15 protein-coding genes are annotated in these 16,266 nt (G+C 61.2%); 9 read left to right on the forward strand and 6 right to left on the reverse strand.

Going from position 1 to position 16,266, the window contains the following annotated elements; genetic code table 11:
• Positions 1-405: 405 nt before the first annotated feature.
• A complete protein-coding gene (gene polA, locus GTQ41_RS00420) occupies positions 406-3,210 on the reverse strand; it encodes a DNA polymerase I (protein ID WP_217325403.1) in 2,805 nt (934 codons plus the stop codon).
• A 74-nt stretch (positions 3,211-3,284) separates the two neighbouring features.
• Here polA and GTQ41_RS00425 point away from each other — a divergent pair, with 74 nt between their 5' ends.
• Complete coding sequence (locus GTQ41_RS00425; protein WP_041073689.1) at positions 3,285-3,581, forward strand: DUF2782 domain-containing protein; 297 nt, start codon at positions 3,285-3,287, stop codon at positions 3,579-3,581.
• Positions 3,582-3,643: 62 nt separating this feature from the next.
• Positions 3,644-4,597, forward strand: coding sequence for a homoserine kinase (locus tag GTQ41_RS00430; RefSeq protein WP_047297460.1), 954 nt, complete (start codon positions 3,644-3,646; stop codon positions 4,595-4,597).
• An 84-nt stretch (positions 4,598-4,681) separates the two neighbouring features.
• On the opposite strand, the gene GTQ41_RS00435 is transcribed toward GTQ41_RS00430, so the two are convergent.
• Positions 4,682-5,602, reverse strand: a complete 921-nt coding sequence (locus GTQ41_RS00435; protein ID WP_080963336.1) for a zinc ABC transporter substrate-binding protein ZnuA — start codon at positions 5,600-5,602, stop codon at positions 4,682-4,684.
• Between the two features lie 66 nt (positions 5,603-5,668).
• Between GTQ41_RS00435 and GTQ41_RS00440 the strand changes: the two genes are divergently transcribed.
• The 4 genes from GTQ41_RS00440 to GTQ41_RS00455 are packed head-to-tail and all read left to right on the forward strand — an operon-like array spanning position 5,669 to position 8,468.
• Positions 5,669-6,151 carry a Fur family transcriptional regulator gene (locus GTQ41_RS00440; RefSeq protein ID WP_041073695.1) on the forward strand — a complete coding sequence of 161 codons (483 nt, stop codon included), beginning with the start codon at positions 5,669-5,671 and terminating at the stop codon, positions 6,149-6,151.
• The gene (gene znuC / locus GTQ41_RS00445; RefSeq protein WP_041073697.1) at positions 6,151-6,936 is read left to right on the forward strand and encodes a zinc ABC transporter ATP-binding protein ZnuC; all 786 of its coding nucleotides are present in this window, start codon (positions 6,151-6,153) and stop codon (positions 6,934-6,936) included. The genes GTQ41_RS00440 and znuC overlap by 1 nt, the downstream gene beginning before the upstream one ends.
• The gene (znuB, locus tag GTQ41_RS00450) at positions 6,929-7,717 is read left to right on the forward strand and encodes a zinc ABC transporter permease subunit ZnuB (RefSeq protein ID WP_041073699.1); all 789 of its coding nucleotides are present in this window, start codon (positions 6,929-6,931) and stop codon (positions 7,715-7,717) included. The genes znuC and znuB overlap by 8 nt, the downstream gene beginning before the upstream one ends.
• Before the next feature lie 37 nt (positions 7,718-7,754).
• Positions 7,755-8,468, forward strand: a complete 714-nt coding sequence (locus GTQ41_RS00455) for a PA5502 family lipoprotein (protein WP_047297462.1) — start codon at positions 7,755-7,757, stop codon at positions 8,466-8,468.
• Between the two features lie 76 nt (positions 8,469-8,544).
• Here the strand turns inward: GTQ41_RS00455 and katE are convergent, their stop codons facing one another.
• A complete protein-coding gene (gene katE / locus GTQ41_RS00460) occupies positions 8,545-10,686 on the reverse strand; it encodes a catalase HPII (protein ID WP_047297463.1) in 2,142 nt (713 codons plus the stop codon).
• Between the two features lie 260 nt (positions 10,687-10,946).
• On the opposite strand from katE, the gene GTQ41_RS00465 reads away from it, so the two are divergent.
• The 3 genes from GTQ41_RS00465 to GTQ41_RS00475 all read left to right on the forward strand — a co-directional run bounded on the left by GTQ41_RS00465 (position 10,947) and on the right by GTQ41_RS00475 (position 13,477).
• The gene (locus GTQ41_RS00465) at positions 10,947-11,954 is read left to right on the forward strand and encodes a methionine ABC transporter ATP-binding protein (RefSeq protein WP_027610230.1); all 1,008 of its coding nucleotides are present in this window, start codon (positions 10,947-10,949) and stop codon (positions 11,952-11,954) included.
• Entirely contained in the window at positions 11,954-12,628 is a 675-nt protein-coding gene (locus tag GTQ41_RS00470) for a methionine ABC transporter permease (RefSeq protein ID WP_041073706.1), read from the forward strand. Before GTQ41_RS00465 ends, GTQ41_RS00470 begins: the two co-directional genes overlap by 1 nt.
• A 78-nt stretch (positions 12,629-12,706) precedes the next feature.
• Positions 12,707-13,477, forward strand: coding sequence for a MetQ/NlpA family ABC transporter substrate-binding protein (locus GTQ41_RS00475; RefSeq protein ID WP_047297464.1), 771 nt, complete (start codon positions 12,707-12,709; stop codon positions 13,475-13,477).
• Positions 13,478-13,667: 190 nt separating this feature from the next.
• Here the strand turns inward: GTQ41_RS00475 and GTQ41_RS00480 are convergent, their stop codons facing one another.
• Genes GTQ41_RS00480 through GTQ41_RS00490 form a run of 3 tightly spaced genes read right to left on the reverse strand, consistent with a single transcriptional unit; the run spans position 13,668 to position 16,266 of the window.
• Positions 13,668-14,303: an SCO family protein gene (locus GTQ41_RS00480; RefSeq protein WP_007962772.1), complete on the reverse strand. Its 636-nt coding sequence runs from the start codon at positions 14,301-14,303 to the stop codon at positions 13,668-13,670.
• Complete coding sequence (cyoE, locus tag GTQ41_RS00485) at positions 14,300-15,199, reverse strand: heme o synthase (protein ID WP_047297465.1); 900 nt, start codon at positions 15,197-15,199, stop codon at positions 14,300-14,302. The genes GTQ41_RS00480 and cyoE overlap by 4 nt, the downstream gene beginning before the upstream one ends.
• Complete coding sequence (locus tag GTQ41_RS00490; RefSeq protein WP_047297466.1) at positions 15,187-16,266, reverse strand: heme A synthase; 1,080 nt, start codon at positions 16,264-16,266, stop codon at positions 15,187-15,189. Before GTQ41_RS00490 ends, cyoE begins: the two co-directional genes overlap by 13 nt.

Consider the following 16,266-nt stretch of genomic DNA (forward strand, 5'->3'; position numbering starts at 1 on the left):
TGGAAAATTGGTTGTAGTGCGGTCAGGTAAGGCAAAAGCGTTACTAAAAAGCGGAGTTTAGGGGACCTAAATGAGCATTTTTTAGTAACGCTTTTAACGCAGCATGACCGCGCTACAGCCGATTTTGGGGCAAAAAAAGCCCCGGACTTCATATGGGGAGGGAGAAGTTCCGGGGTTTAAGTTCCGAACCGCTAGGGCGGGGTTCAGATATCTGCCAACACTTAACACAACATAGGAGCATCGAAGGGCTTCACCAGCCATTCAGTATCTCTGAGTAGTGAGTTGTCAGATTAGTTCAGATTTTTTTCAAAAAGCTTTGGAATAACCCCAAGCGCGATTCGAAATAAGGCCATTTCGGGCGTTTGCCGCGACAGTGTGTCGCGGCAAACGCCCGGTCCAGACGCCTTAGTGCGCCTCATCCCAGTTGTTGCCGACGCCGACTTCCACCAGCAACGGTACGTCCAGTTTCGCCGCTTCGCTCATATGCAGGCGAATTTCCTGACTCACCTGCTCAACCAGATCCTCGCGAACCTCCAGCACCAGTTCGTCGTGTACCTGCAGGATGACCTTGGCGTCCAGCCCGGACGCTGTCAGCCAGTTATCCACCGCCACCATGGCTTTCTTGATGATGTCGGCGGCGGTGCCTTGCATCGGCGCATTGATCGCCGTGCGTTCGGCGGCGGCGCGTTCCTGCGGCTTGTTCGAGTTGATTTCCGGCAGGTACAGGCGTCGACCGAAGAAGGTCTCGACGTAACCCTGATCCGCCGCCTGCTTACGGGTGCGCTCCATGTATTCGCGCACACCGGGGTAGCGGGCAAAGTAGGTGTCGATGTAGGCCTTGGCGGTCTTGGTGTCGACGCCGATGTCCTTGCCGAGCTTCTGCGCGCCCATGCCATAGATCAGGCCGAAGTTGATCGCCTTGGCACCTCGGCGCTGGTCGGAGGTCACTTCGTTGAGCTCGACCTTGAACACTTCGGCAGCGGTGGCGGTGTGCACGTCCAGATTGTTGCGGAAGGCGTTCATCAGGCCCTCGTCCTTGGACAGGTGGGCCATGATCCGCAGTTCGATCTGCGAATAGTCCGCTGCCAGCAGTTTGTAGCCTTTCGGCGCGACGAACGCCTGACGAATGCGGCGGCCTTCAGCGGTGCGCACCGGAATGTTCTGCAGGTTCGGATCGCTGGAAGACAAACGCCCGGTGGACGCCACAGCCTGATGGTACGACGTGTGGATACGTCCGGTGCGCGGGTTGATCTGCTCCGGCAGGCGATCGGTGTAAGTGCTTTTCAGCTTGCTCATGGAGCGGTGTTCCATCAGCACCTTCGGCAAGCGGTGATCATCCTCGGCCAGTTTCGCCAGCACTTCCTCGGCGGTCGATGGTTGGCCCTTGGCGGTTTTCTTCAAAACCGGCAGGCCGAGTTTTTCGTAGAGGATCACGCCCAACTGCTTCGGCGAGCCGAGGTTGAACTCTTCGCCAGCGATCTCGAACGCTTCGCGCTCCAGTGCGACCATCTTGTTGCCCAGCTCGATGCTCTGGATGCCCAGCAGTTCGGCGTCGACGAACGCACCCTGACGCTCGATGCGCGCCAGCACCGGTACCAGCGGGATTTCGATGTCGGTCAGCACGCTGGCCAGGCTCGGGATCGCGCTGAGCTTTTCAAACAGGGTCTGGTGCAGGCGCAGCGTAATGTCGGCGTCTTCGGCGGCATACGGGCCGGCCTGCTCCAGAGCGATCTGGTCGAAGGTCAACTGCTTGGCGCCTTTGCCGGCGATGTCCTGGAAACTCACGGTGGTGTGATCCAGGTACTTCTGCGCAAGGCTGTCCATGTCGTGGCGGGTGGCGGTGGAATTGAGCACGTAGGACTCAAGCATGGTGTCGAAAGCGATGCCGCGCACGGTGATGCCTTCGTTCTGATCGCCGCCGATGGCGCAGTTGGCCAGAATGTTCATGTCGAACTTGGCGTGCTGGCCGACCTTGAGTTTGTTCGGGTCTTCCAGGATCGGCTTCAGCGCGCGCAGCACAGTGTCGCGATCCAGTTGCTCGGGCACGCCGATGTAGGAATGGGTCAGCGGGATGTACGCCGCTTCGTTGGCCTGCACCGCGAACGACAGACCGACCAATTGCGCCTGTTGCGCGTCGATACCGGTGGTTTCGGTGTCGAAGGCGAACAGCTTGGCGTTGTTCAGTTTTTCCAGCCAGGCGTCGAATCGCGCCTGATCGAGGATGGTTTCATACGCGGCTTCAGCGGGGGCGACGGGCGCTTCGACTGTCGTCGCGCTGAACAGATCGCCCGCCGGCGCAGGCTCGGCGGTCGCGCTCAGCTCCTGGCGCTTGGCGTCGCGATCGAGGTCATTCAGCCAGCTCTTGAATTCCAGCAGGGTGTACAGCTCGTAGAGCTTGGCCGGGTCTTCCGGGCCCATTTGCAGGTCATCGAGGCCAATGTCCAGCGGCACGTCGACCTTGATCGTTGCCAGCTGATAGGAGAGGAAGGCCATCTCCTTGTGCTCTTCAAGCTTGGCCGGCAGGGTCTTGGCCCCGCGAATCGGCAAGGTCGGCACGATGTCGAGGTTTGCATAAAGCTCGGTGAGGCCGCCGTTAACGCCGACCAGCAGGCCGGACGCGGTCTTCGGGCCGATGCCGGGAACGCCCGGGATGTTGTCGGAAGAATCGCCCATCAGCGCCAGATAATCGATGATCTGCTCCGGAGCGACGCCGAATTTCTCCTTTACGCCCTCCACATCCATCGAGCTACCGGACATGGTGTTGACCAAGGTAATGTGGCCGTCGACCAATTGCGCCATGTCCTTGTCGCCGGTGGAAATGATCACCGGGCGAGCGGCTGCCGCGCTGCTGCGGGCCAGGGTGCCGATCACGTCGTCTGCCTCGACGCCCTCCACGCACAACAGCGGGAAGCCGAGAGCAATCACGCTCTGGTGCAGCGGCTCGATCTGCACGCGCATATCGTCGGGCATGCTGGGGCGGTTGGCCTTGTATTCGGCGTACATCTCATCGCGAAACGTCCCGCCCTTGGCATCGAAAACCACGGCGAACGGGCTGTCCGGATACTGCTTGCGCAGACTCTTGAGCATGTTCAGCACACCTTTGACCGCACCGGTCGGCAGGCCTTTGGAGGTGGTCAGCGGTGGCAGTGCGTGGAAAGCGCGGTACAGGTAAGACGAACCGTCCACCAGGACGAGGGGGGCTTGGCTCATGAGCAGAATCAACCTTTTCGGCGGGCCCGGCGCTAGAATAGCGGGACCGTTGACGACAAAGGGACAAGGTTATCATGCGTACGTTAAATCGCTTGCTGCTGGTCGGTTTGATTGCTGTCTCACCATTGGCCGCGATGGCGGCGGATGATGCGCCGTCGAAGGAGCCGGAAGTTACCATTAACACGCACACCGAGGGCGACAAGGTCATTCAGGAATACAGCCGCAGTGGCTTCGTTTATGCGATCAAGGTCACGCCGAAGGGCGGCAAACCGTATTTCCTGGTGCGCGCCGATGGTTCGGACGTGAACTACATCCGTTCCGACCAGCCGGATATGCTGATTCCGTCGTGGGAAATCTTTACCTGGAAGTAAGATTCCTGACTTTTTAATCGGCGCCGCTTGATCGCGGCGCCCGAACTGAGCAGTTTTTAACCATGTCTGTGTTCACCCCCCTGGCTCGGCCAGAGCTGGAAACCTTTCTTGCCCCTTACGGGCTTGGCCGTCTGCTTGATTTCCAGGGGATCGCCGCCGGCAGCGAAAACACCAACTTCTTTATCAGTCTGGAGCAGGGCGAATTCGTCCTGACCCTGGTCGAACGTGGCCCGGTGCAGGAAATGCCGTTCTTCATCGACCTGCTCGACGTGTTGCACGAGGCTGATCTGCCGGTGCCTTACGCGCTGCGCACCACTGACGGCGTGGCGTTGCGTGAGCTCAAGGGCAAGCCGGCGCTGCTGCAACCACGGCTGTCCGGCAAACACATCAAGGTCGCCAACGCCCAGCATTGCGCGCAGGTCGGCGAGTTGCAGGCGCATCTGCACCTGGCGACCCAGGGCGAGCGCATGATCAAGCGCAAGACCGATCGTGGCCTGGACTGGATGCTGGAGGAGGGCAACGAGTTTCTCTCGCACTTGAGCGACGAGCCGCGTGCGCTGCTGCACAAGGCGCTGGATGAAATCACCGTGCAGAAAGACAAAATTCTCGCGCTGCCACGGGCCAACATTCACGCCGACCTGTTCCGCGATAACGCGATGTTCGAAGGCACGCACCTGACCGGGTTGATCGATTTTTACAACGCCTGCTCGGGGCCGATGCTCTACGACGTGGCGATCGCCTTGAATGACTGGTGTTCGGACGAGGAAGGCTTGATTGACGGGCCGCGCGCCCGCGCATTCCTCGGCGCCTATGCGGCACTGCGTCCGTTCACTGCCGCTGAAGCTGAACTCTGGCCGACCATGCTGCGCGTGGCGTGCGTGCGGTTCTGGCTGTCGCGGTTGATCGCCGCCGAGCAGTTTGCCGGGCAGGACGTGCTGATTCATGATCCGCGGGAATTTGAGTTGCGGTTGGCGCAGCGGCAGCAGGTGCATACGCCGCTACCCTTCGCTCTTTAAGATCAAAAGATCGCAGCCTTCGGCAGCTCCTACAGGGGATCACCATGTAGGAGCTGCCGAAGGCTGCGATCTTTTTCTTTGGGGTTACAACGATTCCAGGCAGCCGGCCAAATCGTTGCCCAGCTTCTCCAGCACCTGCTCATACCCCTGAGCCGTCGCCGGCGTATAACCGCCCAGCGCATCCAGTTCCGCCAGCTTCACCGGCAGGCCCGCCACCAGGGTTTCTGCCAGGCGCGGACGCAGTGGCGGTTCGCTGAACACACAGGTCTTGCCCACTTCCTGCAGACGCTTGCGCATCGCGGCGACATGTTGCGCGCCCGGTTGCACTTCGGCGGCCACGCTGAACACGCCAGTGTGTTTCAGGCCGTAAGCATCTTCGAAATAGTCGAAGGCTTCGTGGAACACGAAATACGGCTTGCCTTCAACGCTGGCCAGACGCTGCTTCAGCCGCGCGTCCAACGCATCGAGACGCTCATCGAAGGCCTTGGCGTTGCGCTGATAGCGTTCGGCGTTGGCCGGATCGGCAGCGCTGAGGTCGGCAGCCATTTTCCCGGCAATGACTCGGGCGTTGACCGGCGATAGCCACAAATGCGCGTCCAGCGTACCCGGGCGATGATCGTGATCATGCTCGTCGGCGTCTTCGGCGTGGGAGTGGCTGTCTTCGGCGAAGCGGCGCAGTTTCATGCCCGGCAGATCCTGCACGGCGACGCTCGGCAGCGTTCGACCGTTCAGCACACGCGGCAGGAAACCTTCCATGTCCGGGCCGATCCAGTACAGCAGGTCCACCGATTGCACCTTGCGCACGTCGGACGGGCGTAGTGCGTAGTTATGCGGCGAAGCACCCGGCGGCAGCAACACTTCCGGGATGGCCACACCGTCCTGGACCGCTGCAGCGATCAACTGCAACGGTTTGATGCTGGTGAGAACCTTGACCTCGGCCTGAGCCGAACCGATCAGCAGAAAACTGGCGACAAAAGCCACAAAAACAGAAAAAAGTCGGGACACGATGACCACTCAAGGAGGCGAGAACGGGTAACATAATAACGTCTCTATCAAAACTCGTCGCCGCCCATGCCTATTACACCGATTGCCAGCCGTCCCCACGACCACTCTCATTGCGTCCACAGCGCACTGACCGAGGCCGATACCTTGTGCGCCCAGAAAGGCCTGCGCCTGACTGCGCTGCGCCGGCGGGTGCTGGAACTGGTATGGCAGAGCCACAAGCCGCTGGGCGCCTACGACATTCTCGCGGTACTGAGCGAACAGGACGGCCGTCGCGCCGCGCCGCCAACCGTTTACCGCGCGCTGGATTTCCTGCTGGAAAACGGCCTGGTGCACCGCATCTCTTCACTCAACGCCTTCGTTGGTTGTGTGCATCCGGAGCATGCGCATCAGGGCCAGTTCCTGATCTGCCGCGAGTGCCACGCCGCGATCGAGCTGGAACAGAAAGCCATCAGCGACGCGATTATCCACAGCGCCAAAGACGTCGGGTTCATTGTCGAAGCGCAGACCGTCGAAGTGGTCGGCCTGTGCGCCGGTTGCCAGGGGGCTTGATGAGCAACCCGTTGATCCGTCTTCAGCACGTTGCTGTCACGTTTGCCGGGCAGACCGTGCTCGACAACATTGAGCTGAGCGTCGAGCCGGGGCAGATCGTCACCCTGATCGGCCCCAACGGCGCCGGCAAGACCACCCTCGTGCGCGCCGTACTCGGGCTGCTGAAGCCGGACAGCGGCAGCGTCTGGCGCAAGCCGAAACTGCGCGTTGGCTACATGCCGCAAAAGCTGCACGTCGACCCGACCTTGCCGCTGTCGGTGCTGCGCTTCCTGCGCCTGGTGCCCGGTGTAGACCGCCCGCGCGCGTTGGCGGCGCTGAAAGAAGTCGGCGCCGAACACGTCATCGACAGCCCGGTGCAAAGCGTTTCCGGCGGTGAGATGCAACGTGTGTTGCTGGCCCGGGCGCTGCTGCGTGAACCAGAGTTGCTGGTGCTGGACGAGCCGGTGCAAGGCGTCGATGTCGCCGGGCAAGCCGAGCTCTACAGCCTGATCACCCGCCTGCGTGACCGTCACGGCTGCGGCGTGCTGATGGTGTCCCACGATTTGCACCTTGTCATGAGCACCACCGATCAGGTGGTGTGCCTGAATCGCCACGTCTGCTGCTCGGGGCATCCCGAGCAAGTCAGCGGCGATCCGGCGTTCGTCGAGCTGTTCGGCAAGAATGCGCCGAGTCTGGCGATCTATCACCACCATCACGACCACGCCCATGACCTGCACGGTTCTGTGGTCAAGGCGCCCGGTGCGGGCCACACCCACGTTCACGGAGACCACTGCAAGCATGGCTGATTTTCTGTTGTATGCCCTGCTTGCAGGTCTGGCACTGGCGGTGGTCGCCGGGCCACTTGGTTCGTTTGTGGTCTGGCGGCGCATGGCCTACTTCGGCGACACCCTGTCCCACGCCGCGTTGCTCGGCGTGGCGCTGGGCTTTCTGCTGGATGTCAGCCCGACGGTCGCGGTGACCGTCGGCTGCCTGCTGCTGGCAGTGTTGCTGGTGACCTTGCAGCAGCGTCAACCGCTGGCCTCCGACACGCTGTTGGGGATTCTTGCACCGAGCACGCTCTCTCTTGGCCTGGTGGTACTAAGCTTCATGCATGAAGTGCGGATCGACCTGATGGCCTATCTGTTCGGCGACCTGCTGGCGATCAGTCCGACCGACCTGGCGTGGATCCTCGGCGGCAGCGCGGCAGTGCTGGTGTTGCTGGTGACACTGTGGCGGCCGCTGCTGGCGATTACCGTGCATGAGGAGTTGGCCAAGGTCGAAGGTCTGCCGGTGGCGGGCCTGCGCATGGCGCTGATGCTGTTGATTGCGGTGGTGATCGCGGTGGCGATGAAAATCGTCGGTGTGTTGCTGATCACTTCGCTGCTGATCATCCCGGCGGCTGCGGCACAACGTCACGCCCGCTCGCCGGAGCAGATGGCGCTGGGCGCGAGCCTGCTGGGCATGCTCGCGGTGTGTGGCGGGCTGGCGCTGTCATGGTTCAAGGACACCCCGGCGGGACCGTCGATCGTTGTGACAGCGGCCGCACTGTTTCTGCTGAGTTTTGTTCTGCCCCGTCGAGGGGTGTAGACTTGCTCGCTTTTTGCGCAATTAGAGAGTCGCAGGAATGAAGCCGTTCGCCTCCCGTTATCTGCTCCTTGTCGCATTTTCCGTGCTGCTGGGCGCCTGCCAAAGCACGCCGCCGGTGGCCGAAGCCCCCGACGCGCGGGCCACGGCCATCGCACAGCTGGAGCAAAGCCTGGCCAGCAGCGAACTGGCCACCGCCGAAGACCAATTGGCCGCCTTGCAGGCACAGAACCCCAACGATCAGTCCCTTGAGCAATACCAGCGCCAGCTGGCCGAAGCCTACTTGCGCCGCAGCCAGATCGTATTGCAGAAAGGTGATGTGAATGCGGCAGCCACCGCGCTGAGCCGCGCCCGTGCCCTGATGCCCAAAGCCCCGGCACTGACCGGTGGCGTCAATGGCGCCATCACCGAAGCCCGCAAAGCCGAGCTGGAAAAAGCCGAAGCGGCGCTGCTGGCGGCCGAAGCCAAACCGAAAGCCAAGGTCATTGATCCGACTGCCGAAAGCACCACGGTGGCGTTGAACATCAACGATAGCCGCAAACTTCGCCGGCAACTGGATGCGATCGCCGCCGACGTGGTGAATTATGAGTGCGCTGTCAGCATTCAGGCGCCGCGGACCCAGGATTACCCTTGGCTGGCGACGTTGCTGAAAAAACGTGTGAAGAAATTGAATCCGGATTTCGAGCTGAAGATTGAAAAGCAGATCCTGCGTACAGTGCCGGCGCAGATGGTCTTGATTCCAGCCAAAACCTAAAAGATCGCAGCCTCCGGCAGCTCCTACAGGTGCAAGTAAACCCTGTAGGAGCTACCGAAGGCTGCGATCTTTTGCTTTAGGCTGGAATGGCCTTGGCCTTAGACTCCCGCGCCCAAACCCGATGCTGCCCGATCGCCGCAAAGAACGGCTTGGTCAATCCCGGCACATCCTTGCCCTGCAGCAACCCTGCATCCGCCTCCAGCTTCAGCAGATCCTGCAACTGTTTGGCATCGCCGTGCAGCGCAATCGCCTTGAGGTGCTTGTAGGCTTCCAGCAGGTAATGCAGCGCCACGCCGTCGCCACTCAACGCCTTGATCGACGCCGCGCCACCGGGCACGAACACCGCATCGAAGATCACTGAAGGCATGCCTTCCATCGATGCGTCCACCGCCAGGGCTTTGCCGTCGGCAGTCTTCACCGGTGCCGAAGTCGGGCCGAGCAGCTTGGCGTGTGCGCCTTCAGCCGCCAAAGCCTTTTTCATCGCATCAATCGCCGCACCATCGACGCCGTTAGCGGCAAGAATCGCCACTTTGCGGGTTTTGATGTCCTCTGGCAGCAAGTTGGCCTGGCTCAGCGCCGGGGAATGATCGAACGAAGTCTTGCGCACCTCGACCGTGCCTTTGCTCGGCGCCGGCAATCCGAGGTTGGCCGCCACGCGCTTGGCCAATTCCAGGTCAATGTTGGCGAGAATCTCGTTCACCTGCCGTGCACGGATGAACTCACGTTCGACCTTGCCCAGCTCGAAGCTGTAAGCGGCGATGATGTGTTCCTTCTCGTGCTCACTCATGCTGTTGAAGAACAGCCGTGCCTGGGAAAAGTGATCGCTGAACGACTCGCTGCGCTGACGGATCTTGTTCGCGTCGATGCGTTCCGGGTAGCTCTCGAAGCCACCGTCCTGCGCGGCTGGCGGGGTTTCTTTCGGCCAGCCGCCATCGATCGAGTTCGGCTCGTAGGAGGCGCGACCCTTGTCGATCACTGTGCGGTGCTGCGCGTCGCGCTGGCCGTTGTGGAACGGTGCCACCGGGCGGTTGATCGGCAGCTCATGAAAGTTCGGCCCACCCAGTCGGCTGATTTGCGTATCGGTGTAGGAAAACAGCCGACCTTGCAGCAATGGATCGTTGGAGAAGTCGATTCCCGGCACGATGTGGCCCGGGCAAAACGCGACCTGCTCGGTCTCGGCGAAGAAGTTGTCCGGGTTGCGGTTCAGGGTCATTTTGCCCAGCGGGGTGATCGGCACGATTTCTTCGGGGATCAGCTTGGTCGGGTCGAGGATGTCGAAATCGAAGTCGTGTTCGTTTTCTTCCTCGATGATCTGTACGCCCAGCTCCCATTCAGGGTAGTCGCCCATCTCGATGGCTTCCCAGAGGTCGCGACGGTGGTAGTCGGTGTCTTTACCGGCGAGCTTCTGCGCTTCGTCCCATACCAGCGAACAGGTGCCGGCGGTCGGGCGCCAGTGGAATTTGACGAAGCGTGATTTGCCCTCGGCGTTGACCAGGCGGAAGGTGTGCACGCCAAAGCCCTGCATGCTGCGCAGGCTTTTCGGGATTGCCCGGTCGGACATCGCCCAGATCACCATGTGCGCCGATTCCGGCACCAGCGAAACGAAGTCCCAGAAGGTGTCGTGGGCCGAACCGCCGGTGGGGATCTCATTGTGCGGCTCGGGCTTCACCGCGTGGACGAAGTCGGGAAACTTGATCGCGTCCTGAATGAAGAACACCGGCATGTTGTTGCCGACCAGGTCGAAGTTGCCCTCGTCGGTGAAGAACTTCACCGCGAAACCGCGCACGTCACGCACGGTATCGCCGGAGCCGCGTGGTCCCTGCACCGTGGAAAAGCGCACGAACACCGGCGTCTTTTTCCCTGGGTCCTGCAGGAAACCGGCCTTGGTCAGCGTCGAATGGTTCTCGTAGGCCTGAAAGAAACCATGCGCGCCGGTGCCGCGGGCATGGACGATGCGCTCCGGAATGCGTTCATGGTCAAAGTGCGTGATTTTCTCACGCATGATGAAGTCTTCCAGCAACGACGGTCCCCGCGGGCCGGCCTTGAGGGTGTTCTGGTTATCGGCGACCTTCACCCCCTGATTGGTGCGCAGGGCCTGGCCGGTAGCGTCGGAGCGAAACTTCTCCAGGCTGTCGAGTTTGGCGTTGGTGTTGGCGCGATCCTTGGTATCGGTTCCGGCCAGCTGGCTTTTGTCGGTGGTAGGTTTCTTGCTGCTCATCAGACGTAAACTCCTCGGTTGACCCCGTTTCAACGGGGACTCTTGAGCGTTTCCGGGCACGGTTACCCAGGGTTTCAAGTCGCTTAACTAGTGACCAATGAGCAGGAACGGGCGTTCCTTTTTTATGACCTTTGATCTTGTTATTGCCAAATCGAAGGTTAATTGCGAAATAAATGCTAAGAACCTCTATACGGACAGGCTAAAATGCGCGCCCGGCTAACCGCTGATCCTTTTCTAACGCGCCCCACAAGGTTCGCTACGTGATCGAGTTTCAAAACGTCCACAAAACTTACCGCGTCGCCGGTAAGGACATCCCCGCCCTGCACCCGACCAGTCTTTCGATTGAAAACGGTCAGGTCTTCGGCCTGATCGGCCATTCCGGTGCGGGAAAAAGTACCCTGCTGCGTCTGATCAATCGCCTGGAAGACTCCAGCGGCGGCAAGATCATCGTCGACGGCGAAGAAGTCACCGCGCTGGACGCCAACGGCCTGCGCCGTTTTCGCCAGCAAGTCGGGATGATCTTCCAGCACTTCAACCTGCTTGCCTCCAAGACCGTGGCCGACAACGTCGCGCTGCCGCTGACCCTGGCCGGCGAACTGTCGAGCAGCGAAATCAATCAGCGCGTCGCCGAATTGCTGGCGCGGGTCGGTCTGTCCGATCACGCCAAGAAGTATCCGGCGCAGCTGTCCGGCGGCCAGAAGCAGCGCGTCGGCATCGCCCGCGCCCTGGCGACCAAGCCGAAAATTCTGCTGTGCGACGAGGCCACCAGCGCCCTCGACCCGCAGACCACCGCCTCGGTCCTGCAACTGCTGGCCGAGATCAACCGTGAGCTGAAACTGACCATCGTCCTGATCACCCACGAGATGGACGTGATCCGTCGCGTCTGCGATCAGGTGGCAGTGATGGACGCCGGGGTGATCGTCGAGCAGGGTTCGGTAGCCGATGTGTTCCTGCATCCACAGCACCCGACCACCAAGCGTTTCGTCCAGGAAAGCGAGCAGATCGACGAAAGCGAACAGCGCGATGACTTCGCTCACGTGCCGGGCCGCATCGTGCGTCTGACCTTCCAGGGCGAAGCGACCTACGCGCCGTTGCTCGGTACCGTTGCCCGGGAAACCGGGGTCGACTACAGCATCCTTGCCGGACGCATCGACCGCATCAAAGACATTCCTTACGGGCAATTGACCCTCGCCGTCACCGGTGGCGACATGGAAGCGGCCTTTGCCCGCTTCACCGCCGCTGACGTTCATATGGAGGTGCTGCGTTAATGGAAATGCTCAAGGCTTTTTTCGAAAACATCGATTGGCTGGAAATCTGGCTGGCCACTGGCGACACCCTGCTGATGCTCGGTGGCTCGCTGCTGTTCACCGTATTGCTCGGCCTGCCGCTGGGCGTGCTGCTGTTCCTCTGCAGCCCGCGGCAGTTGCTGGAAAACCGTGGCTTCTACGCCTTCATGTCGTTGGCGGTGAACATCCTGCGTTCGCTGCCGTTCATCATTCTGCTGATCGTGATGATTCCGTTCACCGTGCTGATCACCGGCACTTCGCTGGGCGTGGCCGGTGCGATTCCGCCGCTGGTGGTGGGTGCGACCCCGTTCTTCGCGCGTCTGGTGGAAACCGCGCTGCGTGAAGTCGATCGCGGCATCATCGAAGCCACTCAATCGATGGGTGCGACCACCCGGCAGATCATCATGAACGCCTTGCTGCCTGAGGCCCGTCCAGGCATCTTCGCCGCGATTACGGTGACTGCGATTACTCTGGTGTCCTACACGGCGATGGCCGGTGTGGTCGGCGCCGGTGGTCTGGGTGACCTGGCGATCCGTTTCGGCTACCAGCGTTTCCAGACTGACGTGATGATCGTCACCGTGGTGTTGCTGCTGATTCTGGTACAAGTGCTGCAAATGGTGGGCGACCGTCTGGTCGTGCATTTCTCGCGCAAATAACCGGTTTTTGTAATCAAGAGATGAGCCGGCCATTCGCTGGCAGGCGCCACACGGGCGCTTTGAAAAGGAGTTAGCTGAATGAAAAAACTGATCGCTGCTTTCGCTGCCGTAGCCGCTTTTTCGGCCCACGCTGAAACCCTGACCGTTGCCGCCACCCCGGTGCCGCACGCGGAAATCCTCGAGTTCGTGAAGCCGGCCCTGGCCAAGGAAGGCGTGGATCTGAAGGTCAAGGTCTTCACCGACTACATTCAGCCGAACGTACAGGTGGCCGAAAAGCGCCTGGACGCCAACTTCTTCCAGCACCAGCCGTACCTCGATGAGTTCAACAAGGCCAAGGGCACCAGCCTGGTGGCGGTGACCGGTGTGCATCTGGAGCCGCTGGGCGCGTACTCGAACAAGATCAAGGATCTGAAGGATCTGCCAAGCGGCGCCAACGTGGTGATTCCGAACGACGCCACCAACGGCGGCCGCGCGCTGTTGCTGCTGGCCAAGGCCGGCCTGATCACCCTGAAGGATCCGACCAACATCCTGTCGAACTCGAAAGACATCGCGCAGAACCCGAAAGACCTGAAAATCCGTGAACTGGAAGCCGCGACCATCCCGCGCGTGCTGACCCAGGTCGATCTGGCGCTGATCAACACCAACTACGCGCTGGAAGCCAAGCTCGATCCGTCCAAGGATGCGCTGGTGATCGAAGGCAACGACTCGCCGTACGTGAACATCCTGGTGTCCCGTGCGGACAACAAGGACAGCGACGCGATGCAGAAACTGGCCGCTGCGCTGCACAGCCCGGAAGTGAAGAAATTCATCACCGAGAAGTACAAAGGCGCGGTATTGCCGGCGTTCTGATACAGGACGGGACAGGCGCAATAAAAAGGCGATCCCTCGGGATCGCCTTTTTTATGGGGCAAATTCCCCTGTAGGAGCTGTCGAGTGGAACGAGGCTGCGATCTTTTGATCTTGCTGTTGAAGATCAGAGCAAAAGATCGCAGCCTTCGGCAGCTCCTACAGAGAAATGTTTACCCCTGCAGGTACTGCATTATTTGCGGTTGAGCATTACTGGCAGCTGCGCCACCAGTTTGGCGTTGTTCAGCGGCGCCCGGATGAACCCGCGTTGCGTGCCGTCCGGGCCGATCACCGCGAGATTGCCGCTGTGATCCACCGTGTAATTCGGTTTGCTGGTGTCGGCCGGGATGAACGGAATACTCACCGCATTTGCGACTTTCTGCAGCTCTTCGATCGACTTCGGCGTCAGTCCCACGAACTGCGGATCGAAGTAGCCCAGGTACTGCTTCAGCTGCTGCGGGTTGTCGCGGTTCGGGTCGACGCTGACCAGCACGATCTGCAATTTATCCACAGCATCCTTGGGCAATTCGCTCTTGATCTGGCGCAGCTGCGCGAGGGTGGTCGGGCAGATGTCGGGGCAGAAGGTGTAGCCGAAGAACAGCAGGCTCCATTTGCCTTTCAACTCGTCGATGGCGACCGGTTGGCCGTCCTGATTGGTCATGGTCACGCCCGGCAGGGTGCGGCTCTGCGGCAGCAGGATGATGCCGGCGTCGATCAGTGCGGTGGGGTCGCCCTGGCCCTTGCCGCTCAGCACTTTGTTGACGGTCAGTCCCAGGATCAGCGCGATCACGGCGACGAGGATGAAGACGGTTTTCTGGGTTCGAGTCATAGGTTCAACAGTAAGTAGTGGTCTACGAGCAGGGCGATGAACAACAGGAACAAGTAATAAATAGAGTACTTGAAGGTGTTGATCGCCGCGTGCGGCCGAGTGCCACGGTACAGCACCACGGCCCATTGCAGAAACCTTGCGCCGAGGGCGAGGGCGCAGATCAGGTAGAGCACGCCGCTCATGTGAATCACGTACGGCAGCAGGCTCACCGCGAGCAGGGCGAAGGTGTACAGCAGAATATGCACCTTGGTGTAGTGCTCGCCGTGGGTCACCGGCAGCATTGGGATGTCGGCCTTGGCGTATTCCTCCTTGCGATGAATCGCCAGCGCCCAGAAGTGCGGCGGCGTCCAGGCGAAGATGATCAGCACCAGCAGCAACGGTTCGGCGCTGACATGGCCGGTAGCGGCAGTCCAGCCGAGCAGCGGTGGGGCGGCGCCGGCGAGGCCGCCGATGACGATGTTCTGAGGCGTCGCGCGTTTGAGAAAACCGGTGTAGATCACCGCGTAACCCAGCAGCGAAGCCAGTGTCAGCCATGCCGTCAGCGGATTGGTGAACGTCAGCAGCATCGCCTGCCCGAGCAGCGCCAGCACCAGCGCAAAGGTCAGCGCCGCCGCCGGTGAAACCCGGCCCTCGGCCAACGGTCGTTTGTGCGTGCGCGCCATCACCGCGTCGATGCGCCGGTCCACCACATGGTTGACCGCTGCTGCTCCGCCGGCACACAGCGCGATCCCCAGGTTGCCGAACACCAGCACCGTCCATGGCACCCCGGCGCGGGTCGCGAGGAACATGCCGACCAGCGAGGTGATCAGCATCAGCACCACCACTTTTGGCTTGGTCAGCTCCAGATAGTCACGCCACAGCGCTTGCGCGGGACGTTCGCCGATCAGAAGCGCCATGGCGTTTCTCCTTTTATCGTGATGGGCGCAGCCGAATGTTTACGCGGGCTCAGACGCCAGCGCGCCATCATCGGCTGTTTGACCCGAACCAGACTGGTGCGCGCGTGGTAATTGACCAGCACCATGGTCAGCAGCAGCGCGGCGCCACCGGCGTTGTGCGCCACGGCCACCGGCAGTGGCAGATGGAACAGCACGTTGCTGATGCCAAGGGTGATCTGTGCGCCGAGGGCGATCAGCACCAGCCCGGCGAGCCGGGTCATGCCGACGGCTCTCAGTTGCCAGGCCAGACCGAGCAGCACCAATGTCACCAGCAGTGCACCGATACGGTGAGTCAGGTGAATCGCCGTGCGCGCATCGCTGTCGAGTTGCCCGCCGAGGTAGTTCGGGCCGATGTGCTGGGTCAAGTGAAAGCCGTTGGCAAAGTCCGCCGGCGGCAGCCATTGGCCGTGGCAGGTCGGGAAATCGATGCAGGCCACTGCCGCGTAGTTGGAGCTGACCCAGCCGCCGAGGGCAATCTGGCCGATCACCAGCAACAGCCCCGCCGTCGCCCAATACTGCAAGCGCTTGGGCACGGTCAGCGCCGGCAGTACGCCGGACAGCCTCAACGTCAGCAGGAACAGCAGACTCAAGGTCGCAAAACCGCCGAGCAAGTGCCCGGTGACCACTTGCGGCCAGAGCTTGAGCGTCACCGTCCACATGCCGAATGCCGCTTGCGCGAACACCACCGCCAGCAGAAACAGCGGCAGCTTCAGCGGCTGTCCCGGATGGCTGCGATTGACCCAGGCGCGCCCGGCCAATACCGAAATCAGCAGGCCGAGGGTGCCGGCGAAGTAGCGGTGGATCATCTCGTTCCAGCCCTTGTGCGCCACCACTGGCGAGTCGGGGTAATGCAGTTCGGCATGGGCCAGTTGGGCTTCGCTTTTCGGCACGCTGATAAAGCCGTAGCAGCCCGGCCAGTCCGGACAGCCCAGGCCGGCGTGGGTCAGGCGGGTGTAGGCGCCGAGCAGCACGACGATCAGTGCCAGCAGGGTGGCAAACAGCGCGAGGCGAAATCCAGGTTTGGCCAT

The sequence above is a fragment of the Pseudomonas sp. AN-B15 genome, assembly GCF_019056475.1.
Classification (GTDB): domain Bacteria; phylum Pseudomonadota; class Gammaproteobacteria; order Pseudomonadales; family Pseudomonadaceae; genus Aquipseudomonas; species Aquipseudomonas parakoreensis.

Bases quoted from the DNA above. Each gene is read 5' to 3' on its own strand.
- polA (WP_217325403.1), bottom strand. From the start codon at position 3,210: ATGAGCCAAGCCCCCCTCGTCCTGGTGGACGGTTCGTCTTACCTGTAC.
- GTQ41_RS00425 (WP_041073689.1), top strand. From the start codon at position 3,285: ATGCGTACGTTAAATCGCTTGCTGCTGGTCGGTTTGATTGCTGTCTCA.
- GTQ41_RS00430 (WP_047297460.1), top strand. From the start codon at position 3,644: ATGTCTGTGTTCACCCCCCTGGCTCGGCCAGAGCTGGAAACCTTTCTT.
- GTQ41_RS00440 (WP_041073695.1), top strand. From the start codon at position 5,669: ATGCCTATTACACCGATTGCCAGCCGTCCCCACGACCACTCTCATTGC.
- znuC (WP_041073697.1), top strand. From the start codon at position 6,151: ATGAGCAACCCGTTGATCCGTCTTCAGCACGTTGCTGTCACGTTTGCC.
- znuB (WP_041073699.1), top strand. From the start codon at position 6,929: ATGGCTGATTTTCTGTTGTATGCCCTGCTTGCAGGTCTGGCACTGGCG.
- GTQ41_RS00455 (WP_047297462.1), top strand. From the start codon at position 7,755: ATGAAGCCGTTCGCCTCCCGTTATCTGCTCCTTGTCGCATTTTCCGTG.
- katE (WP_047297463.1), bottom strand. From the start codon at position 10,686: ATGAGCAGCAAGAAACCTACCACCGACAAAAGCCAGCTGGCCGGAACC.
- GTQ41_RS00470 (WP_041073706.1), top strand. From the start codon at position 11,954: ATGGAAATGCTCAAGGCTTTTTTCGAAAACATCGATTGGCTGGAAATC.
- GTQ41_RS00475 (WP_047297464.1), top strand. From the start codon at position 12,707: ATGAAAAAACTGATCGCTGCTTTCGCTGCCGTAGCCGCTTTTTCGGCC.
- GTQ41_RS00480 (WP_007962772.1), bottom strand. From the start codon at position 14,303: ATGACTCGAACCCAGAAAACCGTCTTCATCCTCGTCGCCGTGATCGCG.
- cyoE (WP_047297465.1), bottom strand. From the start codon at position 15,199: ATGGCGCTTCTGATCGGCGAACGTCCCGCGCAAGCGCTGTGGCGTGAC.
- GTQ41_RS00490 (WP_047297466.1), bottom strand. From the start codon at position 16,266: ATGGCCAAACCTGGATTTCGCCTCGCGCTGTTTGCCACCCTGCTGGCA.